The organism is Knoellia sp. AC549 (genome assembly GCF_979258975.1).
Map to the genome: position 1 here is coordinate 3,198,731 of NZ_OZ409890.1, position 23,579 is coordinate 3,222,309.

Annotated in this window: 20 protein-coding genes; 15 read left to right on the forward strand and 5 right to left on the reverse strand. The window is 69.9% G+C overall.

What is annotated here, in order from left to right; all coding sequences use genetic code 11:
* Positions 1–3: 3 nt before the first annotated feature.
* From ACZZ98_RS15590 to ACZZ98_RS15600, 3 genes are all read left to right on the forward strand, one after another.
* Positions 4–615 carry a glycerol-3-phosphate acyltransferase gene (locus ACZZ98_RS15590; RefSeq protein ID WP_463517093.1) on the forward strand — a complete coding sequence of 204 codons (612 nt, stop codon included), beginning with the start codon at positions 4–6 and terminating at the stop codon, positions 613–615.
* A 92-nt stretch (positions 616–707) separates the two neighbouring features.
* The gene (locus ACZZ98_RS15595; protein WP_463517094.1) at positions 708–1,661 is read left to right on the forward strand and encodes a ComEA family DNA-binding protein; all 954 of its coding nucleotides are present in this window, start codon (positions 708–710) and stop codon (positions 1,659–1,661) included.
* Entirely contained in the window at positions 1,658–4,036 is a 2,379-nt protein-coding gene (locus tag ACZZ98_RS15600) for a ComEC/Rec2 family competence protein (protein WP_463517095.1), read from the forward strand. Before ACZZ98_RS15595 ends, ACZZ98_RS15600 begins: the two co-directional genes overlap by 4 nt.
* Positions 4,037–4,039: 3 nt before the next feature.
* Here the strand turns inward: ACZZ98_RS15600 and ACZZ98_RS15605 are convergent, their stop codons facing one another.
* The gene (locus ACZZ98_RS15605; protein WP_463517096.1) at positions 4,040–4,981 is read right to left on the reverse strand and encodes a LysR family transcriptional regulator; all 942 of its coding nucleotides are present in this window, start codon (positions 4,979–4,981) and stop codon (positions 4,040–4,042) included.
* A 340-nt stretch (positions 4,982–5,321) separates the two neighbouring features.
* Here ACZZ98_RS15605 and ACZZ98_RS15610 point away from each other — a divergent pair, with 340 nt between their 5' ends.
* The gene (locus tag ACZZ98_RS15610; RefSeq protein WP_463517097.1) at positions 5,322–6,197 is read left to right on the forward strand and encodes a Sir2 family NAD-dependent protein deacetylase; all 876 of its coding nucleotides are present in this window, start codon (positions 5,322–5,324) and stop codon (positions 6,195–6,197) included.
* A gap of 10 nt (positions 6,198–6,207) precedes the next feature.
* Here the strand turns inward: ACZZ98_RS15610 and lexA are convergent, their stop codons facing one another.
* Positions 6,208–6,954: a transcriptional repressor LexA gene (lexA, locus tag ACZZ98_RS15615; RefSeq protein WP_463517098.1), complete on the reverse strand. Its 747-nt coding sequence runs from the start codon at positions 6,952–6,954 to the stop codon at positions 6,208–6,210.
* A 195-nt stretch (positions 6,955–7,149) separates the two neighbouring features.
* Here lexA and ACZZ98_RS15620 point away from each other — a divergent pair, with 195 nt between their 5' ends.
* Together ACZZ98_RS15620 and ACZZ98_RS15625 are read left to right on the forward strand one after the other, a co-directional pair.
* The gene (locus ACZZ98_RS15620) at positions 7,150–7,557 is read left to right on the forward strand and encodes a LysM peptidoglycan-binding domain-containing protein (RefSeq protein WP_463517099.1); all 408 of its coding nucleotides are present in this window, start codon (positions 7,150–7,152) and stop codon (positions 7,555–7,557) included.
* Positions 7,558–7,790: 233 nt separating this feature from the next.
* Positions 7,791–8,258: a VOC family protein gene (locus ACZZ98_RS15625; RefSeq protein ID WP_463517100.1), complete on the forward strand. Its 468-nt coding sequence runs from the start codon at positions 7,791–7,793 to the stop codon at positions 8,256–8,258.
* A 42-nt stretch (positions 8,259–8,300) separates the two neighbouring features.
* On the opposite strand, the gene ACZZ98_RS15630 is transcribed toward ACZZ98_RS15625, so the two are convergent.
* The 3 genes from ACZZ98_RS15630 to ACZZ98_RS15640 are packed head-to-tail and all read right to left on the reverse strand — an operon-like array spanning position 8,301 to position 10,548.
* On the reverse strand, positions 8,301–9,422 hold the full coding sequence (locus tag ACZZ98_RS15630) for a winged helix DNA-binding domain-containing protein (protein ID WP_463517101.1): 1,122 nt from the start codon (positions 9,420–9,422) through the stop codon (positions 8,301–8,303).
* 18 nt (positions 9,423–9,440) lie between these two features.
* Positions 9,441–10,040, reverse strand: a complete 600-nt coding sequence (locus ACZZ98_RS15635) for a GNAT family N-acetyltransferase (protein WP_463517102.1) — start codon at positions 10,038–10,040, stop codon at positions 9,441–9,443.
* A 37-nt stretch (positions 10,041–10,077) separates the two neighbouring features.
* The gene (locus ACZZ98_RS15640) at positions 10,078–10,548 is read right to left on the reverse strand and encodes a hypothetical protein (RefSeq protein ID WP_463517103.1); all 471 of its coding nucleotides are present in this window, start codon (positions 10,546–10,548) and stop codon (positions 10,078–10,080) included.
* A gap of 129 nt (positions 10,549–10,677) precedes the next feature.
* Between ACZZ98_RS15640 and ACZZ98_RS15645 the strand changes: the two genes are divergently transcribed.
* From ACZZ98_RS15645 to ACZZ98_RS15685, 9 genes are all read left to right on the forward strand, one after another.
* Entirely contained in the window at positions 10,678–13,056 is a 2,379-nt protein-coding gene (locus tag ACZZ98_RS15645) for a WD40/YVTN/BNR-like repeat-containing protein (protein ID WP_463517104.1), read from the forward strand.
* Between the two features lie 60 nt (positions 13,057–13,116).
* Positions 13,117–13,893, forward strand: coding sequence for a carbohydrate ABC transporter permease (locus ACZZ98_RS15650; RefSeq protein ID WP_463517105.1), 777 nt, complete (start codon positions 13,117–13,119; stop codon positions 13,891–13,893).
* Positions 13,890–15,182 carry an ABC transporter substrate-binding protein gene (locus ACZZ98_RS15655; RefSeq protein WP_463517106.1) on the forward strand — a complete coding sequence of 431 codons (1,293 nt, stop codon included), beginning with the start codon at positions 13,890–13,892 and terminating at the stop codon, positions 15,180–15,182. The genes ACZZ98_RS15650 and ACZZ98_RS15655 overlap by 4 nt, the downstream gene beginning before the upstream one ends.
* On the forward strand, positions 15,179–16,183 hold the full coding sequence (locus tag ACZZ98_RS15660; RefSeq protein WP_463517107.1) for an ABC transporter ATP-binding protein: 1,005 nt from the start codon (positions 15,179–15,181) through the stop codon (positions 16,181–16,183). Before ACZZ98_RS15655 ends, ACZZ98_RS15660 begins: the two co-directional genes overlap by 4 nt.
* Entirely contained in the window at positions 16,180–17,043 is an 864-nt protein-coding gene (locus ACZZ98_RS15665; protein WP_463517108.1) for a carbohydrate ABC transporter permease, read from the forward strand. Before ACZZ98_RS15660 ends, ACZZ98_RS15665 begins: the two co-directional genes overlap by 4 nt.
* 156 nt (positions 17,044–17,199) lie before the next feature.
* Complete coding sequence (locus ACZZ98_RS15670) at positions 17,200–18,708, forward strand: S8 family peptidase (RefSeq protein ID WP_463517109.1); 1,509 nt, start codon at positions 17,200–17,202, stop codon at positions 18,706–18,708.
* Positions 18,709–18,954: 246 nt separating this feature from the next.
* The gene (locus ACZZ98_RS15675; protein WP_463517110.1) at positions 18,955–19,596 is read left to right on the forward strand and encodes a hypothetical protein; all 642 of its coding nucleotides are present in this window, start codon (positions 18,955–18,957) and stop codon (positions 19,594–19,596) included.
* A 296-nt stretch (positions 19,597–19,892) separates the two neighbouring features.
* Complete coding sequence (nrdR, locus tag ACZZ98_RS15680) at positions 19,893–20,408, forward strand: transcriptional regulator NrdR (protein ID WP_463517111.1); 516 nt, start codon at positions 19,893–19,895, stop codon at positions 20,406–20,408.
* 133 nt (positions 20,409–20,541) lie between these two features.
* Complete coding sequence (locus ACZZ98_RS15685) at positions 20,542–23,520, forward strand: vitamin B12-dependent ribonucleotide reductase (RefSeq protein ID WP_463517112.1); 2,979 nt, start codon at positions 20,542–20,544, stop codon at positions 23,518–23,520.
* The last annotated feature ends 59 nt before the right edge of the window (positions 23,521–23,579 follow it).

Below are 23,579 nucleotides of genomic sequence, written 5' to 3' on the forward strand. Positions count from 1 at the left end.
GCCGTGAGCCTGACCGTCCCCGGCATGGTCGTGGTGACGCTGGTCGTCGCGACGCTCTGCTTCGCCATCGGAGGCATCAACCCGGCCACCATCATCGGTCGTGCCCGCGGCATCGACGTGGCCCAGGTCGGCTCACGCAACCCCGGTGCGACGAACCTCGGCCGTGTCGCCGGCAGGAAGTGGGGGATCGTCGTCGGGTTGCTCGACGTGCTCAAGGGGCTCGTGCCGACGTTCGTCGTGCTGCGGACCCTGGGCACGTGGGTCGCGCTTGCCGCTGGGGTGGCGTGCGTGCTCGGGCACATCTACAGCCCCTACCTCGGTGGTCGAGGCGGCAAGGGAGTGGCGACCTCGCTCGGCGCGATGCTGGCGGTCGTGCCGTGGGTGGCGCTCGCGGCGTTCGTCGTCTTCCTGGCCGCGTTGCCGTTCGTCAGGCGGCTCGGCAATGCGTCGGTGGTGGCGTCGACGTTCCTGCTCGGCGCGGGGGTGTGGCTCACGGCGCGCGCCGGCACGACGGTGGACCGGGGCGTGGGGGTGTGGCTCGTGCTCGTGTCGCTCATCGTCCTGGCGCGGCACCACCGCAACATCGCGGCGTGGGCGGGGCGTCTCGGCGGCTGAGGCTTGTCCACAGGCGCGCGACCGGCCCTTGGCCGTCCACAGATGGTGAGGACGGAGTTGGGTCGCGTGCCCGGCGTTCCTAACGTCGAGGTATGCCGCCCCGCCGTGATCCAGACGCCGTCTCACCGCGCGCTCTGGCGAGGGTGCGAGGTGGCGCCACCGTCGGTGGCCGTGGTGACGGTGGACGCGACGAGGGTGGCGAGGGTGCTCGGCTCGACGCGGAGGATCGCGGTCGGCACCGACCGCTCGAGGTGCCGCGCGGTCCGGTCTTCGAGCTGCCGGTGAGCCTGCGGGGGGCTCGCTGGGTGCCGAGCCGGTCGGCGGTGATGGCGGTGCTCGTGGTCGTCCTGCTCGTGGCCGTCGTCTTCGGCGTGCGAGTTTGGCTGGCCTCTGGTGGTGACGGGGCATCCGTGACGATGGGAGCCGGGACGGAGCCCACGGGAGTGAGCCGCGGGACCTCGACCCTGTCGCGAGCCTCGCCCGGTGGCTCGAGCCCGGGTGGTGGGGACGGAGCCGGTGTGGCCGCGACCCAGGGCCCGCCAGGGGCCTCCGGAAACGCCGGTGGCGCTGCTGCTGGAGGCACCGCAGTCGTGCACGTCGTCGGGCAGGTGGCCAGGCCCGGTGTCTACCGGATGAGCGCCGGCGCGCGGGTGGGCGATGCGGTGGCGTCGGCCGGTGGAGCGACTCGGACGGCCGACCTGACAGCCGTGAACCTGGCCCGAGTGCTCGTCGACGGAGAGCAGATCGTCGTGCCGAGGCCGGGCGAGGTCGTCGCCGGACCCGGGCCGGGAGCCAGTGCTGGCTCCGGTGCGGCCGGGGGCGTTGGCGCGGGTTCCGGCGCCGCTCCTGCCGGCGGCACCGTCTCCCTGAACTCGGCCGACCTCTCCGCCCTGGACACTCTGCCCGGCGTCGGACCCGTTCTCGCACAACGGATTCTCGACTGGCGCACCGAGCACGGCCGGTTCACGAGCGTCGAGGAGCTCGGCGAGGTGAGTGGGATCGGCGAGAAGCTGCTGGCCCAGCTGACTCCCAAGGTCACGCTGTGACGCTCGCGGATCCCGCGGAGCTCCGGGACCGGCGGGACGAGTGGACGCGCGAGGTCATTCGCTTCAGTGACGTCCGGCTGCTCGTCCCGGCGCTCGCGGCGTGGGCCGCCCTGGCGGGCACCCTGACTTGGTCGCCCGGGCCGCGATGGGCGGTGACGGCAGGCCTCATGGTCCTCGTGCTCGTGCTGCAGCTCTGGGGTCGCGGCCGACGACTCGTCCTTGTGCTCGGTGTCACCCTGCTGGTGCAGGTCGCCGGCAACGGTCAGCACGCCCTGCGCGGCCTGGGCGATCTCGACGACCTGACCGCGGCCCGGGCCGTGGTCACGGTCGAGGCGACCATCACCTCGGATCCGGTCATGCTCGAGGCGCGGGGCGGGAGTGAGCCGGTCGTCATGGCACGGGCCAGCGCGCATCGGGTCGACGGGCGGGGGAGGATCACCTCGGCGCACGCGCCGATCTCGCTGAGGGGCGACGCGACCCTGCTGCAGCTGAAGTGGCACGAGGGCGTGCGGTTGCGCGGGCGTCTGGCACCGCCGCAGCCGGGCTACCCCGAGGTGGCGGTGCTGCGGGTCTCGAGCCAGGAGGTCACGAGGCCGGCGGGCGTGGTCGCCCAGGTCGCCGAGCACCTGCGAGCGGGACTTCGCAGGGCTGTCGACCCCACGCCGGCCGACGCACGAGGTCTGCTGCCCGGGCTCGTCATCGGCGACACGAGTCGCACCCCGGCCGACCTCACCGAGGCCATGCAGGCGACGGGCATGACCCATCTCACGGCGGTGAGCGGCTCGAACATCGCCGTCGTGGGTGGGTTGGTGCTCGGGCTCTGCGTCCTCATGGGGGTGCGACGCCGGTGGCGGCCCTTCGTCGTCGCGCTCGCCATCCTGGGGTTCGTCGTCCTTGCCAGACCAGAGCCGAGCGTCGTCCGCGCTGCCGCCATGGGCCTCATCGGGCTCATCGGGATGAGCCGATCGCGTCGCGCCGCGGGGCTCCCGGTCCTCTCCGGCGCGATCGTGGTGGTGCTCGTCATCGACCCGTGGATGGCGCGGTCCTTCGGGTTCGCCCTGTCGGCCCTCGCCACCCTCGGCCTGCTCCTCTTCACCCGACCTTGGGGCGATGCCATCGCCGCGAGACTCCACCCCAGGGTGGCCTTCATGGGCCCGGCGATCGCCATACCCGTTGCGGCACAGGCGATGTGCGCCCCCCTCATCGTCCTGCTCCAGGGGTCGGTGAGCATCGTCGGGGTCGTCGCCAACCTCGTGGCCGCACCCCTCGTGGCCCCGGCCACGGTTGCCGGGGTCGCGGCCGCTCTCGTGTCGGTCGTCGCCGATGCTCCCGCCCAGCTCCTCGGCTGGCTCGGCGCCGTGCCCACCTTGGGGATCGCGCGGACCGCGCGCGTCATGGCTGACGTCCCGGGCGGCACGCTGCCCTGGCCCGACGGTCCACCGGGTGCCCTGCTGCTCGCGGGGCTCACCCTGGCGCTGTTGGTCACCGGGCGATGGCTCGGGCGTGCCGCGGTCGTGCGACCACTGCTCGCCCTCGTCGTCGTCGCCCTCAGCGCGGCGATGACGATCCCGACGCGGGTGGTGACGTGGCCTCCCGACGGCTGGCGCGTTGCCTTCTGCGACGTCGGGCAGGGTGACGCGGCGGTGGTCCGCACCGGCCCCCGGCGTGCGCTCGTGGTCGACACCGGACCCGAGCCGGCCTCTGCCGACGGCTGTCTCGACTCGCTCGGTGTCGAGGTCGTCGACGCTGTCGTCCTCACGCACTTCCACGCCGACCACGTCGAGGGCCTGCCCGGGGTTCTCGGTGGTCGGGAGGTCGGACAGGTCCTCGTCTCACCGGTTGCGGAGCCGGGTCACCAGGTCGGTGAGGTGACCGGCTGGACGCGAGCACGCGGCATACCCGTCTCGGCCGTCGCGGCAGGGGACCGGCTCTCGTTCGGCGAGGCCACCGCAGAGGTGTGGGCGCCCGTGCGCCGCATCGCGGCCGGATCGGTGCCCAACAACGCGAGCATCGTGCTCGCCGTCCACGTCGGTGAGGTCGACGTCCTGTTGCTGGGCGACGTGGAGCGGGAGGCCGCACACGACCTCGTGCTCAGGATGCGGCGAGACCCCGAGATGGCCTCTGCTGCAGGCGAGTTCGACGTCGTCAAGACACCGCACCACGGCAGCGCAAACCTCGACCCCGCCCTCATGGCTGCCGTCAGGGCTCCGGTGGCGGTCATCAGCGTGGGCAAGGACAACGACTACGGACACCCGACAGCTGCCCACCTGAGCATGCTGAGGAGCAACGGGTATGCCGCCTACCGCACCGACCAGCGGGGCCACGTCGCCGTCGTGGAGCGGGGGGACCAGCTCCAGGTCGTCACCGCCAAGTGAGGGTCAGCGAGCAGTGGCCCTCTTGCGGGTCTTGGCCGTCGACGCCTTGGCGCTCTCGACGAGCGCGTCGAGCGTGGCCCTCACCGACGGGACGCGCTGAAGGTCGGGCGTGGTCACGGCGACGATGTGGCGGCGCGAGGCCGGGGTCATCGGGAGGGCCGCGACGTCCTCGTGGTGGACCGTCTTGAGGATGAGGTCGGGGATGACCGCGACACCGAGCCCTTCGGCGATGAGTCCCATCACCGCCACGTAGTCCTCGGTCTCGTAGGCGATGTCGGGGACATAACCCGCCGTGCTCGCGAGCTGGAGCAGGTGGCCTCGGCAGCGGGGACAGCCGGCGATCCACGTCTCGTCCTTGAGGGCGGCCATGTCGACGTGCTTGGCACCGGCGAGGTCGTGGGTGCTTGGCACCGCAAGCAGGACCTCGTCGTCGAGGAGGGGGGTGGTGACGAACGCGTCGAGGTCCTCCTCGCCACGGCCGAGGTCGGTGCCCTCGTAGACGAAGGCCACCGCGAGGTCGCACTCCCCGGCACGCAGCGCGGCCAGCGACTCACGCGGCTCGCCCTCGCTGAAGGTGATGGAGACGCCCGGGTGCTCGGCCTTGACCTTGGCCAGGGCCTTGGGGACGAGGGTCGCCGAGGCGCTGGGGAACGCCATGAGGCGGACGCGGCCAGAGCGCAGCCCGGCGATGGCGGCGACCTCCTCCTCGGCGGCATCGAGGGCCGACAGGACCGGCCCGGCGTGGCGGGCCAGCACGGCACCGGCCTCGGTGAGGCGCACGCTGCGGCCGATGCGCTCGACGAGTGTCGTGCCGGTGCGGGTCTCGAGGCGACGGACCATCTGCGAGATGGCGGGCTGGGAGTATCCGAGTGAGAGCGCCGCCGCGGTGAAGCTGCCTTCGTCGGCGATGGCGCGCATGACCCGGAGGCCGGCTGCATCAATCATGGATCCATCCTATAACAGTCAGTTATCAATCGGCCAGTCCTCTGCACGCCGCGTGATGCGCTGACGGACGAGGGTCGGGCGTATCTGGCGGTGGTGCCGAGCCCTCCTCTCCAGCATGAAGGCCACGATGCGAAGGCGGACAGCCCGCCGCAGCCACCACCCGGACGTCAGCTGTGACGCCCTCGGCCGGTGGCACTGGAGGTGCCAGTGCGGAGCCGGAGCGTACGCGGGCGGGTCGGCCACCGACTGGCGCTGGATGGTCACGGGAGCGCTGGTCCACCAGAGCGCCTGCCCGGGCGAGTGATGCAGCGCGGTGCGTTGGGCGACCTACGATGGTGGGGTGAGTCGAGAGGTGTCCGTGGGTGAGGTCGCATCGCTCCTGCGCGACCGCGGCCCTGCGTTGGTCCTGACCGGCGCCGGCATCTCGACCGAGAGTGGCATCCCCGACTACCGCGGGCCCGACGGGAAGCGGCGGGTGACACCCATGTCGCACCAGGAGTTCTGTGCGACCAGTGATGCGCGACAACGTTATTGGGCCCGCAGCTTCATCGGTTGGCAGCGCTTCTCCGTCGCCGAGCCCAACGCCGGGCACCGAGCCGTCGCCGAGCTCCAGCGCGTCGGCGCGATCGGCACCGTCATCACCCAGAACGTCGACGGCCTCCACCAGGACGCCGGCACGCGCGACGTGATCGAGCTCCACGGAAGCCTTGCCGACGTCGAGTGCCTCACCTGCGGCGAACGCACCGACCGTGACCTCGTGCAGGCCTTCATGGACGACGCCAACCCCGGGTTTGCCTCTCTGGCTCTGGGACTGGTCGGCGACGGCTCACGGGTGAGCAGCCAGATCCGGCCCGACGGCGACATCGTCCTTGCCGACGAGGCCGTGCAGACCTTCGTCCCGCCTCGCTGTCTCCTGTGCGGGGACGACACCCTCAAGCCCGATGTGGTCTTCTTCGGCGGCTCGGTGCCCAAACCACGGGTGGAGCAGTGCTTCGCCCTCACCGAGGCCGCGCCGGTCCTCGTCGTGCTCGGGTCGTCGCTCAAGGTGATGAGTGGATACCGGTTCGTGCGACGCGCCGCGGCACACGGCATACCCGTCGTCGTCGTCACGTTGGGCCCCACGCGTGGAGACGCCGAGACAACGCATCGGATCGATGCGCCGCTCGGCGTCACGTTGACCGCCCTGGCGCGGGAGCTGGCCGCGCGGGTGGGGTGAGCCCAGCCGCTCAGATGCGACGCAGGACCGCCGTGACCTTGCCGAGGATCGTCGCGTGGTCGCCGTCGATGGGATCGAAGGACGGGTTGTGCGGCATGAGCCAGACCTTGCCGTCCTTGCGCTTGAACGTCTTGACCGTCGCCTCGTTGTCGAGCATGGCCGCCACGATGTCGCCGTTGTCGGCATTCGGCTGCTGACGCACCACGACCCAGTCACCGTCACAGATCGCGGCGTCGACCATCGAGTCACCGACGACCTTGAGCAGGAACAGTGAGCCCTCGCCGACGATCTGTTTGGGCAGGGGGAAGACCTCGTCCACCATCTCCTCGGCCATGATCGGCACGCCGGCGGCGATGCGGCCGAGCACGGGCACATAGCTCGCCTCCGGCCGCGTGTCGCCCGATCCCGTCGGGTCGAGGTCGGCGTCGATGTCGTCAGGAGCCGCTCCACCTCGGTAGCCGCGGATATCGCTCGGCGTGTCGGGGGAGATGACCTCGAGCGCGCGGGGCCGGTTGGGGTCGCGGCGCAGGTAGCCCTTCTTCTCGAGGGCGTGCAGCTGGTGCGACACCGAGCTGGGGGAGGTGAGGCCGACGGCCTGGCCGATCTCACGCATGCTCGGCGGGTAGCCACGGCGGTCGACCGAGTTGCGGATGACGTCGAGAACCTTGCGCTGCCGCACCGTCAGGGTGCCGTCGCCCGGGTCACGGTCGGGCAGCTGGTGGACGTCGGCGTCGTCCTGGCGGCGCTTGTCGCTCATGGTTCGTCTCCTCAGAGGGCGTTGTCGGTGGCGCCTGATTGGCTTTCTGACATGAGCACAGACTACGGAGTTCGGGCAGGTGTTTCAAACATCTGTTCGACGCGTGTCTTGAACTCCTCGAACGTCCGTGCTAGAAATCGTACAAGCGTTCGTTCGAACACCGTTTCGAGCGTGACACCGATCCAGGAGGACACCATGAGTGCAGTTGCAGTGCTGGACGGCACGACCATCGGGTATGCCGCACCGCGTCCGGTTCCGCGTCGCTCGACGCAACCGCGCCTCGTGTCGGTCCCCACCGGCGCGTCGGTGCCGGTGTTCGCGGCGCCGGCGCTGAGGGTCACCCGCGCCGGTCGTCTCGCCCTGACGAGCCTCGTTCTCCTGGTCGCTCTCGTGGTCGGACTCGTCGCCCTCACGGGAGGAGCGGCTGCGTCGGCGCCCGACGTGACGGTGACGGTGCAGCAGGGGCAGACCCTCTCCGAGATCGCCGCACAGCACCTCGCCGGGGTGTCGGTCGCGACCGGTGTCGCCGAGCTGCAGGCGGCCAACGACCTTGCCACGGCCCAGGTCCGGGTCGGTCAGACCATCGTCATCCCGCAGGGCTGACGCACACACTCCGAGCCGCTTCGACCCCGGTTCGGTCCTGAGTCCTTGGATGAGCTTCGACCCCTCTCCGACTCAGCATGGAGGGCGCCCCGCCACTCTTCGCGCGGGGCGCCCTTTGCTGTCTCGTCTCGGCCGCGGGTTGGTCGCGTTCCAGCGACAGGCGTGGCGTCGAGGTCGGACGCGAGAGGTCGCTCCGGTGCAATAAGACGGGGCTGTATGCGCTTGGACCTGTCATGACGGACGAGACGGGTGGACGCGTGCAGAAGGTCAGGCAGCTGCGAGTGGTGGTCGAGGCGGAGGACTACGACGCGGCGGTCCGGTTCTATCGGGACGTCCTCGGCATGGACGAGATCGCCGCGTTCTCCTCAGGAGGGGAGGACCGCGTCGCGATCCTCGAGGCGGGCCGGGCGACCTTCGAGATCGCCAGTCCTGCGCACAGGATCGCGATCGACGCCGTCGAGGCGGCGGGGACGCCGAGCCCAAAGATCCGGATCGCGTTCGAGGTGGACGACGCCGAGTCGGCGACCCGCGAGGCGGAGAGTGCTGGAGCAACCGTGGTCGCCGAGCCGGTCCTCACCCCATGGATGTCGCTCAACTCCAGAGTCGACGCTCCGGCGGGCCTGACGATCACCTTCTTCGAGGAGACCGAGGACTCGCACGAACGGGCCGAGCGCGACGGGTTCGGCACCAACGACGCCTGACCCGATCCACTGCTGCTCACGGGGGAGTCGGACGCCTCACCCTCAGGCGAAGACGAGGTTCAGGGGTAGGTCGTGGAAGGCTGCCAGGAACTGCGCGGCTTCGGCGATGCCATCGCGTTCCGCGTGGTCGAGGTCGACCTCGGGGCGGACGGTGACCGTGACGCGCTTGGCCTCGGTCCTGCGCTTGAACGTGCCGAGGTCCTGCCCGGCGACGACGACGATCCCACCGGCAGCCTCGGAGATGAGTCGGGTCCGGTCGGCGTCGGGGTTGCTCCTCGGGAAACCGGTCGTGGGATAGGTCAGTGCCGCCTCGTCGAAGGTCGACAGCAGGTATGCCGTGTGCTTGCGCGACGCGCGGGCCGTCACCGTGGGGTCGTACCAGAGGGTCTCGCCCTGGCACTCGACGGATTCGAGCGGGTGCGTCGACTGAAGCGAGCTGGAGGTCATGATCTCCGCTGTGGCAGAACGGATCTCGGTGAGGGTGAGCCCGCTCCAGCGCTGGAGGTCGCGCTCGGAGGCAGGGCCGTGCCCGGCGTGGAACCGGTGGGTCAGCTCGACGAGCGACCTCGCACGCGACCACGTGTCCGACTCCGCCGACGGGATCGTCTCGTCGACCAAGGCGTAGGTGTGCTCGGTGCCCCGGGGTGGCCCGGAGCAGATGACGGCCCTCACCTCGGCGCAGATCAGCTGGTGCGCCATCGTCTCGCCCGGTCCCGGCAGGCCTGCGGCGGCGAACTCCGGCCCGATCTCCTTGCGCGTCATCGACCGACCTCCGTGAAGGAGCTCGCGCAGGAGGTCGATGCCCCGGTCGATGATCTCGGGCGTGAGTCCCAGCTGGCGGTGTCGGGCCGGCATGGCGGCCTCGACCTTGCCGCCGGTGAGCCCCTGGATCCAGCGAAGGTCCTGTGGCGCGACGTGGTGCCACGTCGGTCGGAGGATGTGCGTGCGCACCCAACCGCCGGCCGACTGCTCGGCCAGCACCGCGGCATACGTCGGCGCGCGTGAGCGCATGGCGAGGGAGTGCGCTGCGAGCGGCGCGTCCTGGCTCTGGACACAGGTGAGCAGGCGGACAGCATCGGCAGCGTGGGGGAGCGGCGCGGACGAGAGTCGTTGGACAGCGAGGCGTCGCCGGATGACCCACTCCCGGGTCACGTGTCGGGGCATGGCCACATCCTGCCGCGCTCAGGCCGGCAGGGTTCGGCGCATCGTGAGGCGCGGCATCTTGCTGGCCGTCGCCCCGGTCGTGCCGACCACCTCGAAGCCACAGCGTTCGAACATCGCTCTGGTCCCGACGAACGCCATCGTGAGGTCCATGCGGCCCTGCGGGTCGACGGGGTGGGCCTCGACGGCGGGAGCTGCGTTGGCCCGTGCGTAGTCGACCGCACCCTCGATGAGGTGCCGGGTCACCCCGCGCTTTCGAAAGCCGCTGCGGACGACGATGCAGACGATGCTCCACACCGGGAGGTCGTCGGTCGGGGGCATGAGCGCGGACCGCTGGAGGCGGGTGATCTCGGCGCGGGGCCCGATGTTGCACCAGCCGACCGGCTCGCCGTCGAGATAGGTGATGACGCCCGGTGGATGCTCACGCTCGCAGAGGGCGCGCATCGCCAGCTCCCGCTGGTCCTCCCCGGTGCCGCCGAGCTCGGTGACCTCGGCCGCGGTGAGCCGATGGGAGAGGCACCAGCAGTGCGTCCTGCGGCGGTTCCTGTTGACGACGGTCACGAAGTCCTCGAACCGGTCGGGCGTGACCGGATGCGTCTCCCACACGGGCTCGGAGGTCATGGGACCCATGATGCCCGCGGCCCACGACAGGAGCCGCTCAGCTCGTGGTCGGGCTGGGAGTGGCGCTCGGCAGCTGGCTGGGGTCGACGAGCACGAGGTCGATCTCCCACTGGCCCTCACAGTCGGCGGCGCGCACGAGCGCCTGCCCCGCGGCATACGTCCCGGAGGTGAAGAACACCTCGGCCTCGAACCCCTCGTTGTCCATGCCGGCGGGTCGGAAGCCAGCCGCGGTGACGGCGTCCTGGATCGAGACGGTGAGCTCCTCGAGCGGCTGGGTCGAGACGGCCCGGGCGTTCACGTGGCCCTGGGTCGAGCTGACCCTCGTGACCTCGCCGACCCCGTCGAAGGACAGGCCCGACGGCAGGAGCGCGATCTCGGAGGCCGGGGCAGCGCTGGGTGTCGGACAGGCCTTCCCCTCACCATCTCCGGACGAGCACCCGACCAGAGCACCGACGACGACGACGCCGACCCCCAAGTGAGCCGCGAGACGGGTCCGGGAGGCGGGCATTGGACAAGTCTATGGACAGTACTCACAGGTAGTCCGTCCAGACCCTCGACCTAGTCAGTTGTGACGACTAGGTTGACCAGATCGTGGTCCGCCGACGGGGCCGACCCGACCCTGCAGGCAGGAATGCAAGTGGCACTCGCACACAAGAAGTGGTGGCCGCTCGTCGCCGTGACAGCTCTGGCCGTACCGGTCGGCGTCTCGGCGGCCTCCGTGGCGGAATCGGAAGACAAGAAGCGACGCACCAGCGCTGCGAAGCAGCAGGACCGGCCCTCGGCCGACCCGACCGGCGCCGAGGAGTGGATGTACCTCCAGCGTGCCAACGCCGACGGGTCGATCCCGCAGGACGCGGTCAAGGAAGCGGTGGCGCAGTCCACCTCCATGGGCAGGACGTCGCAGGGCAGTCCCAGCACCGACCAGGTGTGGGGCAACCTCGGCCCGTCCAACATCGGTGGCCGCATCCGCGACATCGCGGCCGACCCGACGACCCAGGGCGTGTCCTACATCGCGACGGGCACCGGCGGCCTCTGGAGGTCCACCGACAGCGGCGCGACGTTCGACGTCGCCTGGGACGACCAGCTGCCCCAGTCCATGGGTGCGGTGGCTGTCGACTCCAAGGGCGTCGTCTGGGCCGGCACCGGCGAGCCCGACCACGGTGGTGGCTCGGCCTACTACGGCAACGGTGTCTACAAGTCCGGCGACGACGGCGCGACCTGGACCAACATGGGCCTCAAGGACAGCGACACGATCGGCCAGATCGTCATCGACCCGCGCGACGACGACCGCGTCTTCGTCGCCGTCATGGGCGCGCTGCACGACACCGAGCCGACCCGCGGCCTCTTCCTGACCGAGGACGGCGGCTCCACGTGGGAGCGCGTCATCGTCCCCGGATCCGCCGCCACGGGCGCGATCGACGTCAGCATCAACAAGAGCAACCCCGACGTCATGCTCGCCACCACCTGGGACAAGATCCGTGACGAGAAGTCGCGCATCTACGGGCCGAACTCCTACCTCTACCGCTCGACCGACGCCGGTCGCACGTGGACCGAGATCCAGGACGCCCCGCTGCCCCAGAGCGAGACCAACCCGGCGCTGCAGACCCCTGACAACCTCGTCGGCCGCATGGGCGTCGACTTCTCCGACAGCGACCCCAACCGCGCCTACCTGATCTCCAGCACGGCCCGCGGCAACTTCAACGGCTTCTTCACCAGCGCCGACGCCGGCGCCACGTGGACGGCGGTGGGTTCGACGAGCACCGGCACGCTGCAGAACGTCAGCGGCGGCTTCGCATGGTGGTTCGGCCGGGTCTATGTCGACCCCCAGGACCCGCAGCACGTCTTCGTCGCCGGTGTCCAGCTCGCCGAGAGCCTCAACGGTGGCCAGACCTGGACCACGTCGCAGACGCCGCACGCCGACCAGCACGGCGTCGAGTGGGACCCGTTCGTGGAGGACAAGGTCTACCTCGGCAACGACGGTGGCTTCTACTGGTCCACCCAGAACGGTGCGGCTCGCGGTCTCTGGCAGAAGACGCCGGACCTGCCGGTCACGCAGTTCTACGCGATGGACGTCTCGCTCCAGAACCCGCAGCGCCTCAACGCCGGTGCTCAGGACAACGGCTCGCTGAAGTCGTGGGCCCTGGACAACAGCACCAACGGCGACTGGTTCAACTTCGTGGGTGGCGACGGGATGATGAACCGCATCGACCCCACCAACGACCGCAAGTACTACGGGTGCTCGCAGAACGGTGGCTGCCGCGGCTTCGTCGGCACGGACACGGGGCAGTCGGCCTTCAACATGAGCATCCCCGGTCTGCGCAAGAACTGGGTCGCACCGTTGGAGTTCGCTGCCGACCCGCGGATCATGTTCGGCGCCAGCGAGTACGTCAGCCGGATGAACACCGATGTGGGCCAGCGTCGCTGGGAGCAGATCAGCCCGGACCTCACCGAGGGCACCGAGCCTCGGGCACCGGGGTTCGGCACGATCACCGCGATCGGCACGACCAAGGCTGACCCCAACCTGGTCTACGCCGGCACCGACTCGGGCCTCATGTGGGTGTCGCGCAACGCGATGGCACCGGCAGCCGAGGTGACGTGGACCAAGATCGAGAGCCCGACCTTCCCGGGCCGCTGGGTCACCCGCGTGACGGTCGACCCGCAGAACCCGAAGGTCGCCTGGGCCAGCTTCTCGGGCTGGCGCTCGGGCGATGGCTACCCGCACCTGGTCATGACCCGGGACGGCGGCAGGACCTGGTCCGACATCGTGGGCAAGCGCGTTCCGCAGGCGCCCATCAACGACGTCATCCGGCACCCCACCAAGGCCAACTGGCTCTTCATCGCCACCGACGTGGGCGTCTACCGGACGACCAACCTGGGCAAGACCTGGATCAAGGTCGGTGCCAACCTCCCGCTCGTCCCGATCAACGACATCGACCTGCCGGACGGCAGCGAGACGCTCTACGCCGCGACCTACGGCCGCAGCATCTGGACGACGTCTCTCGCTGACGCCGGCTGAGCCCTGCCGTCGATCAGCAGCCGGCCACCCCGACGTCCCGCCCTCGGGCGGGGCGTCGGGGTGGCCGCGCTGTGCCTGCTCTTCCTCGCCCCCCTCGCCGTCATGGGGCTGGGCTCGCTGCAGCGTCCCCTCCAGCCGCCACCGGACGGGCTCGACCTCTGGCCCGACCCGGCGACCTGGTCGAACTACGGGACCGTCGCCGACTTCATGCCCCTGCTCCGGCTCATGCTCAACTCGCTGCTTCTGGTCGCGGTGGCGGTCCCGGTGACCGTGCTCGTGACGTCGATGGCGGGTCTGGCGCTGGTCACGTCGCGGGGTCGCACGCGCGCCCTCCTCGCCGGTGTCTCGGTGCTGATGATGCTCGTCCCGGCCTCCGCCCTGTGGGTGCCGAGAGTCGTCGTGCTGCGGACCCTCGGCCTCACCGACACCCCGCTCACGGTGGCGCTCCTCGCCCTCGCCGGGACGACACCGTTCTATGTGCTCCTCTTCGCCCTGGCCTACTCGCGCATCCCGACCTCGGTGCTCGAGGCCGCGACGCTCGAGGGCATGAGCCCGTATGCCGTGTGGCGGCGGATCGCGTTCCCGCTCGTCCGCCCGGCGGCCGTGGCGGTCGCCGCGTTGAGCTTCGTGTACTACTGGTCCACGTTCATGGATCCGCTGACGCTCGTCGCGTCACCGCGCCACTGGCCGGTGGCGCTGGGCCTGCGGAACCTCAGTGAGATGGAGACTGCCCTGTATCCGATCTATCTCGCCGCCGCGGTCATCGTCACCGCGCCGGCGCTCCTCGCGTTCCTCGTCAGCCAACGGGCGTTCTTCGCCTCCGTGGTGAAGCGATGAGGCGCCGCCGGTGGAGCAGCGCCCTCGCCGGCGCTGCGGTGGTCGCCGCCGGTCTGGTCGCCTGTGGTGACCCGGGCCCCTCCGGTGAGGGCGAGCCGGCGGCCGGTGGTGGCGGCGCTGCCAGCGCGCCGATCACCTTCCAGGTCAAGGCCGAACCGGAGGAGGCGGCGGTCTATCGCAGTCTCGTCACGGCATACCAGGGCTCTGGTGGTGGTGACGTCGAGATGGTCCCGGTGGGCCGCAAGGACCACCTGACCCGCCTGTCCACGGCGTTCGCGTCGGGGGACGCGCCCGACGTCTTCCTCATCAACTACCGCGAGTACGCGCCGTTCGTGCAGCGTGGCGCGGTTGAGCCGATCGGGCCCCTGCTCGCCGAGAACGGCATGAACCGCGGCGACTACTACGAGGAGCCGCTCAAGGCGTTCACCTATGGGGGCGACCTCCAGTGCATGCCGCAGAACATCTCCTCGCTCGTCGTCTACTGGAACACCAAGCTCTTCGCTGCAGCCGGTGTCGAGCCGCCCAAGCCAGGCTGGACGTGGGACGAGTTCGCTTCTGCCGCAACGTCTCTCACCAAAGGATCCGTCAAGGGCATCGGCATCGACCCGTCGATCACGCGCATGGCGCCGCTCATCTGGAGCAAGGGCGGCACGGTCGTCGACGACACGGCGAAGCCGACGCGCACGACGTTGCACGAGCCCGGAGCGCGGGCCGCACTGCAGCAGGTCGTCGACCTCATCGCCTCGGGTGCCACTCCCTCCAAGGAGCAGATGGCGGCGCAGGGGCTCGAGGAGCAGTTCATGACGGGCAAGGTCGCGATGTTCATGAGCTCGCGCGTCGAGGTCCCGGCACTGCGTGAGCAGAGGGGACTGGAGTTCGACGTCGCCGGGCTGCCGTCACTCGGCCAGCCTGCCTCGGTGCTCCACTCCGACGCCTACTGCATCGCCGCCAGCTCGCCCAACAAGGAGGCCGCCGCGAAGTTCATCGCGTATGCCGTGGGGCAGCAGGGCCAGACCGTCACCGCCCTGGGTGGGCGGACCGTGCCGTCGCTCAAGTCGGTCGCGACCTCACCGGCGTTCCTCAGCCCCGACCGCGCCCCCGCGTCGTCCCAGGTCTTCCTGGACGCCATCCCGCACCTGCAGCACACCCCGGTCACGCCGGTGTGGCCCGAGGTCGAGGACATCATGGGGACGCAGCTGCAGCGCGCCTTCGAGGACCATGTGCCGCTCGACGAGGTCATCGACGAGATCCGGTCACAGGCTGACCCACTCCTGGCGAAGGGTTCATGAGCCTGCGGATCGAGGCTGCGCACAGGGCCTTTCGGGCGCGCGGCCGCGATGACGTCGTGGCCCTCGACGGCGTCGATCTCACCGTGGGCGAGGGCGAGCTGCTCGTCGTCGTCGGCCGCTCGGGCTCGGGCAAGACGACGCTGCTGAGGGCCGTCGCCGGGCTCGAGCCACTCGACTCGGGGCGGGTGCTGCTCGACGGCGAGGACCTCACGGCGACCGCACCAGGTGGCCGGGGTGTCGCGCTCGTCTTCCAGGAGGCCGCGCTCTTCCCGCACCTGCGGGTGCGGGACAACATCGGGATCGGCGAGCGCGCCCGCGGTTCCGACCGCAAGGGGACCGAGGCAGCGGTGGTCGAGGTCGCGGCAACGCTGGACGTCGAGGACCTCCTGGACCGGATGCCCTCCCAGCTCAGCGGCGGTGAGCGACAGCGGGTGGCCCTGGCGCGGGCCATGATCCGCTCCCCGCGCGCCCTGCTGCTCGACGAGCCCCTCGCCGCGGTCGACGCGGAGCAGCGTGGTCGGATGCGTGGGGTCATCCGTGACGTGCAGCGGAGACTCGGGGTGCCCATGATCCACGTGACCCACGACCAGAGTGAGGCGATGGCTCTCGGTGACCGCGTGGCGCTGATGGACCGGGGCCGCGTCGTCCAGTGCGACACCCCGGATGCGCTGTATGCCGCGCCGTCCCACATCGCTGTCGCCCGTGGTTTCGGTCCGCTGCCCATGAACATCCTGCCGCCGGAGCGTGGAGTGTGTGTGGGGGTGCGTCCTGAGCGGGTCCGCCTCGAGCCCAGCGGCTCCGGGCCCTTGTGCGCCGTCATGGAGAGGGAGCCTGCGGGGGAGGACTCGCTCATCCACCTGGTCTGCGCGCCCGAGGGGACGGCCGTGGTGGCGAGGGTGCCGCGCGGCTCCGAGCCCCGACCCGGTGACCAGGTGCGGCTGTCCTGGGACCGCGCCCATGAGCACCGCTTCAACGCGACGACGGGGGAGCGGGTCGCGTGAGGCGCTCGCCGCTGGCCCTGCCCTACCTGCTCGGGTCGCTGCTCCTCGTCGGGGTGCCACTCGTCCTCGCCGGCTACCTCGCGTCGACGAGCTACCACGGCTTCCGGGCGCCAGTCTTCACCGGCGCGGAGAACTGGTTGCGGCTCATCAGTGACGCGCCGTTCTGGCGGTCGGTGGGGGTGAGCGCCATCGTCGCCGCCCTGGCCGTGCCGTTGCGGCTGGCCCTCGCCGTCGGGGCGGCTCTGCTGCTCGCCCGCAAAGGTGCGGGGGCCTCGGTGGGGAGGGTCGCGGCATACCTGCCGTCCGTCATCCCGGAGGCGGCCTGGGCGCTCCTGTGGCTGTGGATCCTCAACCCTCTCTACGGCCCGCTGCCGGCTGTGCTGCGGGCGCTGGGGGTGCCGGACCCGGGCTTCCTCACCGAGCCGTGGGGTGCTCGCCTCGGGTTGGTGCTCGTCATGGCCTTCCAGGTCGGCGAGGCGTTCGTCGTGGCGCTGGCGGCACGGGCGGCGATCCCTCCGCGGCTCTACGAGGCGATCGCGGTCGAGGGGGGCTCGGCGTGGTTCGCGACACGGCGGCTGACCTTGCCGCTCATGGCGCCGATCGTCCTCGTCCTGGCAGTGCGTGACGTGGTCGTCGTGGTGCAGAACGCCTTCGTCCCGGCCCTGCTCGTCACCGAGGGTGGTCCGGCGAACGCGACCGTCACCGCGCCGCTGCACCTCTACCAGCGGGCGTTCGAGTATGGCGAGCTCGGCTACGCGTCGACACTGTCGGTGACCCTCCTCGGGCTCACCGCCCTGGCTGCGGCGCTGCCGCTGTGGCTGGCGTCGCGGTTGGCGCTGCGCCAGCGCAGCCGCGCCTGACCGGCCCATCAGACTTCCAATGTGGTCATGTCCCATGATTCGTTCGGGTGTACTAGAAATAGCTCGACGATGCAGCAAGGATGGACGACGCTGCCCCGAAGAGGGGTGGTCCCTCCGCCTTCACGGAGAGTTGCAGCCCCTCACAACGGAGTCAGAATGAGTCGTTCCACTGCGCGTCGGCGGACAACCTTCGCCGTCGCAGCGTCAGCAGCAGCTGCCGTCGCCCTGCTCGGCGCCGCCCCCACCGTGGCCACCGCCGCCATCACTGAGACGTCCACCCCCGTGCCGATCGCGGCGCCGGACGGGATGACGATGAGCTACATCCTCAACACCAAGGTCGCCAACCCCGGCCAGACCCGCCTCGTGGAGAAGGCCGTGACCGAGGCCGGCGGCGTCGTCGTCCAGAGCTGGCCGCAGATCGGTGTGGTCGTCGCCCACTCCCAACGCTCGGCCTTCCGGGCCGACGTCCGGGCCGCCGGCGGCAACGCCCTGGACTCGGTCGGTGCGTCCCGCACCGCCGAGGTCCTCGAGGGAACTCCGGCAGCCGCGCAGGCCCCGTGGGGCCCCGGCGCCAGTGGCTACAAGAAGGGGGCGTCCAAGCCCACCAACGGTGACGTCGAGGCTCCCACCACCCCGGCCGAGGCCCTGGACACCCGTGAGGGTGAGCAGTGGGACATGCAGATGATCAAGGCCGACCAGGCCCACAAGATCACTGACGGCTCCCGCAACGTGCTCGTCGGCGTCCTCGACAGCGGCATCGACCCGGACCACCCGGACCTGCAGCCCAACATCGACCTGGCCACCTCGGTCAACTGCACCGACGGCGGACGTCCGGACACCTCGGCGACCGGGTGGAACCCCACCACGAGTGACCACGGCACCCACGTCGCGGGCACCATCGCCGCTCCTCGCAACGGCGTCGGCATCGTCGGTGTCGCGCCGAACGTGCGGATGGCCGCGGTCAAGGTCGTCAGCGACGAGGGCTACATCTACCCCGAGTACGCCGTCTGCGGTTTCGTCTGGGCCGGTCTCAAGGGCATGGACGTCACGAACAACAGCTACTACATCGACCCGTTCGAGTTCTGGTGCAGTGACCAGCCCGACCAGGCCGCTGCCAAGGAGGCCGTGACCCGTGCGGTCGCATGGTCCACCAAGCAGGGCGTCGTGCACGCGGCGGCAGCCGGCAACTCGGCATACGACCTGTCCGACAAGACGAAGTTCAAGGATCCGGGCAGCCCCAACGACAGCACCCCGGTGCTGCGCACGATCAACAACGAGTGCCACGACATCCCCGCTGAGCTCCCCGGCGTGGTCACCACGTCGTCCGCGACGCGCACCGGCGCCCTGTCGAACTTCTCCAACCGCGGTCTGGGCGTCATCGACGTCTCCGCCCCCGGAAGCGCGATCCTCTCGACGATCGTGCGGGACAACGGCTACGGCAACAAGAGCGGCACCTCGATGGCCTCACCGCACGCAGCGGGTGTCCTCGCGCTCATGAAGTCCGTCCACCCGGAGCTCACCCCCGAGCAGATGGTTGCCAAGCTGCGCGCGGACGCCACCGACAAAGCCTGCTCCACGGCCGCCGGTCCGGCATGCGTGGGTACGCCGGAGGACAACAGCTACTTCGGTGAGGGCATGATCGACGCCCTCAAGGCGGTCAGCTGACGCAACAGGTTCGTCGACTGACGTAGAAGTCTCCCGGACTGCCGGGGGTGAGCACCACGCTCACCCCCGGCAGTCTGCGTCTGCCTGGGGATGAGTGGGGCCCCTCTGGTGCTGGTCCGCTGTGCACTGCTGCGCTGTGGCGAGGCAGTGCACAGCGAGGCCCGGAATGATGTGGCTTGTTGTGTAGTTGTGTAATCATGTAAGCACTGCAAGAAGATGCAGTTCCCCCAGGAAGGGAGACCCACCATGAGGTCCCACCACATCCACTTCAGCCCCGAGGACTCCGAGCACACGCCCCGAGGAGGACGCGGCGAACGTCGCGGTCCACGCGGTGGCGGTCGCGGCGGACGCGGACCCGGCATGGGCCGGCCCGGCGGCTGGCAGCAGGCCGACGTCCCCAGCGCCGACGACGCCCAGGACTGGTTCAGCGGGCGCCTGCCCTCTGAGTGGTTCACCGAGGTCGACGTCAACGTCGACCGTGACGAGATCACCGTCATCGGCACGCTGGCGGACACCGACGGCGGCGCCGAGACCAGTGCCGTCTCCGAGGGCCGCATCAGCCGGTGGCGCGCCGACACCAAGGAGCAGCGCATCGAGATCGCCCGCGAGGCCGAGCACCGCTACGAGCGCAAGGTCTCGTGGGGGGTGCGGCTCGGTGAGACCGAGGCGCTCTTCACCCACCTCGCCGCACCGGTCATGACGCGCCTGCGCCAGCCCGAGCGCCAGGTCCTCGACACCCTCGTCGACGCCGGCGTCGCCCGCTCCCGCAGCGACGCGCTCGCATGGTCGGTCCGTCTCGTCGGCCAGCACGCGGACGAGTGGCTCGGGCAGCTGCGCGAGGCCATGAGCGAGGTCGACAAGCTCCGCTCCCAAGGGCCCGCGACCTGACCTGTCCACCGCATCAGGTATGCCGGCCGCCCACCTCGGGCGGCCGGCATACCTGCGTCTGTGGTTGCTCACGGGGGGCGACACGCCGGAGCCACGCACGACACGCAGGAGTTGCCCGGATGGGCTTGCGGCGCGGGTTTCGGCGGCGCATACTTGCCACTACATCTAGTGGTTACACCGATGTAGTTCATCCACATGTGGTTCACAGGGGCGGGACGCTTCTCCACACGTTGTCCCCAGTTCGTCCCCAGGCTTGTCCCCACTGAGGGTCTCCCAAGGCGCAAAGGAGCCGGTTCATGCACTGCCCGTTCTGCCGCCACACCGACTCCCGCGTCATGGACTCGCGCGCCACCGACGACGGCTCGAGCATTCGCCGCCGCCGTCAGTGCCCCGAGTGCGGCAAGCGCTTCACGACCGTCGAGACCGCGGCACTGTCCGTGGTCAAGCGGTCCGGCGCTGCCGAGCCGTTCAGCCGGGCCAAGGTCCTCGTCGGCGTCCGCAAGGCCTGTCAGGGCCGCCCGGTCACCGAGGACCAGCTCGCCCTCCTCGCCCACCAGGTCGAGGAGAGCATCCGCGGCGCCGGGCAGGCCGAGATCGACGCCCACGAGGTCGGCCTCGCCGTCCTCGAGCCGTTGCGCAGCCTCGACGAGGTCGCCTACCTGCGGTTCGCCAGCGTCTACCAGGCCTTCGACAACCTCGAGGACTTCGAGCAGGCGATCACCCTGCTCCGCGTCGAACGGGACGCGACAGGACACGAACCCGACCGTATGCCGGCCAGCGGCTCGGGTGCCTCGCTCACCCCACGGGACTGACCGGCATACCGCGAATAAAGCACTTCCGTCGCTCCTCGAGCGACACCCGACCACTGTCAGTGGTCACCGCAAGAATCGACATCAGGTCAATGGAACGCCCGGGTTTGAGCCGGGCAGAAGAGGGAGTCAGGCAATGACGGAGACCGCCGGCGCACGTGCAGGAGCGCGCAAGAACTCGACGAAGGGCGGATCCGGAGTCACGGTGGAGCGCATCTTCACCACTCCCGGTGTGCACCCCTACGACGCGGTGACCTGGGAGAAGCGCGACGTCGTCCAGCAGAACTGGAAGTCCGGCGAGACGATCTTCGAGCAGCGCGGTGTCGAGTTCCCCGACTTCTGGAGCGTCAACGCCTCCACCATCGTCACGACGAAGTACTTCCGCGGCGCCGTCGGCACCGAGGCGCGCGAGACCGGGCTCAAGCAGCTCATCGACCGCGTCGTCCTCACCTACGTCAAGGCGGGCAAGGAGCACGGCTACTTCGGCTCCGACGAGGACGCCGAGATCTTCGAGCACGAGCTGACCCACGCCCTGCTGCACCAGGTCTTCAGCTTCAACAGCCCGGTCTGGTTCAACGTCGGCACGGCCTCGCCGCAGCAGGTCTCGGCCTGCTTCATCCTCGCCGTCGACGACTCGATGGACTCCATCCTCAACTGGTACAAGGAGGAGGGCTTCATCTTCAAGGGCGGCTCGGGCGCGGGTCTCAACCTGTCGCGCATCCGCTCCTCCAAGGAGCTGCTGTCCTCCGGTGGCACGGCCTCGGGCCCGGTGTCGTTCATGCGTGGCGCCGACGCGTCCGCGGGCACGATCAAGTCCGGTGGCGCGACCCGCCGGGCGGCCAAGATGGTCGTCCTCGACGTCGACCACCCGGACATCGTCGAGTTCGTCGAGACCAAGGCGCGCGAGGAGGACAAGATCCGCGCGCTGCGCGACGCCGGCTTCGACATGGACCTGGGCGGCAAGGACATCGTGTCCGTGCAGTACCAGAACGCCAACAACTCGGTGCGCGTCAACGACGAGTTCATGCGCGCCGTCGAGGAGGGCACCGAGTTCGGGCTCAAGTCCCGCGGCGACGGTTCCGTCATCGAGACCATCGACGCCCGCGAGCTCATGGGCAAGATCGCCAAGGCCGCGTGGGAGTGCGCCGACCCGGGCATCCAGTACGACGACACGATCAACGACTGGCACACCAACCCCGAGACCGGCCGCATCACCGCGTCCAACCCCTGCTCCGAGTACATGTCGCTCGACAACTCCTCGTGCAACCTCGCCTCGCTCAACCTGTTGAAGTTCCTCAAGGACGACGACACCTTCGACGTCGCGAAGTTCCAGCAGGTCGCCGAGCTCGTCATCACGGCGATGGACATCTCGATCTGCTTCGCCGACTTCCCGACAGAGCCGATCGCCAAGACGACCCGTGACTACCGCCAGCTCGGCATCGGCTACGCCAACCTCGGCGCGCTGCTCATGGCGACCGGTCACGGCTACGACTCCGACGGCGGCCGCGCGCTCGCCGCGTCGATCACCTCCCTGCTCACCGGCGCCGCCTACAAGCGCTCCGCCGAGATCGCCGGTGTCGTCGGCCCGTATGCCGGGTACGCCCGCAACGCGGACGCGCACAAGCGGGTCATGCGCAAGCACGCGTCGGCCAACGACTCGATCCGCACCCTGCACACGATGGACAAGGACATCCACCGTGCGGCGACGAAGGCGTGGGACGCCGTCGTCAAGGTGGGCGAGAAGAACGGCTACCGCAACGCCCAGGCGTCGGTGCTCGCGCCGACCGGGACCATCGGCTTCATGATGGACTGCGACACGACCGGCATCGAGCCGGACTTCTCGCTCGTCAAGTTCAAGAAGCTCGTCGGTGGCGGCTCGATGCAGATCGTCAACCTCACCATCCCGCGTGCCCTGCGCAAGCTCGGCTACACCGAGGAGACGGTCGAGGCGATCGTCGAGTTCATCGCCGACAAGGGCCACGTCATCGACGCGCCCGGTCTCAAGACCGAGCACTACGAGATCTTCGACACCGCCATGGGTGCGCGCTCCATCTCCGCGATGGGCCACGTGCGGATGATGGCGGCCACGCAGCCGTTCCTTTCCGGTGCCATCTCCAAGACGGTCAACCTGCCTGAGGACGCCTCGGTCGAGGAGATCCAGGACGTCTACATGCAGGGCTGGAAGATGGGCCTCAAGGCGCTCGCGGTCTACCGCGACTCCTGCAAGGTCGGTCAGCCCCTGTCCGATGGCGGCTCGACCGCCACGGACGCTGCCGCTGACAAGGCTGCCGGTGTCGCTGCTGCGGCCGCCGGTCCGGCGCAGGTCGTCGAGAAGGTCGTCTACCGCCCGACGCGTGAGCGTCTGCCGAAGCGTCGCTCCTCGCAGACGACGTCGTTCGCCATCGGTGGCGCCGAGGGCTACCTGACTGCTGGCACGTATGCCGATGGTCGCCTCGGTGAGGTCTTCCTCAAGTTCGGCAAGCAGGGTTCGACGCTCGCCGGTGTCATGGACGCCTTCTCCATCGCGGTGTCGGTGGGCCTGCAGTACGGCGTGCCGCTCGAGACGTTCGTCGAGAAGTACTCGAACATGCGCTTCGAGCCGGCCGGGATGACCGACGACCAGGACATCCGGATGGGCCAGTCGCTCGTCGACTACGTCTTCCGCCGCCTGGCGCTCGACCACCTCGACTTCGAGACCCGGTCGTTCATGGGCATCCACACCGCCGAGGAGCGTCAGCGCCAGCTGGAGACGGGCTCCTACGCCCCGTCGACGGTGGATGGCGAGGACTCCGAGGCGTTCGAGGACGAGATCGAGTCGTACTCACAGGGCGTCGGTGCGTCCTCGCCGAAGAAGACGGCGGAGGCTGCTCCGAAGACTGCCGGCGAGTCACCGGCTGTCGACGCGGTGGAGCACGCCAGCGAGGTGAAGTCCGGCGCCGGTGCAGCCTCGGCTCGCGTCGTGTCCGGTGACGTGCACAGCTCGGCCGAACTGCTAGAGAAGTTCCAGGGCGTCTCCGCGGACGCGCCGATGTGCATGACCTGCGGCACGAAGATGCGCCCGGCTGGGTCTTGCTACGTCTGCGAAGGCTGCGGAAGCACCAGCGGCTGCAGCTGATCTAGCAGTCCCACGAGAACGGCCCCGAGGACTTCCTCGGGGCCGTTCTCTTGCGCTGA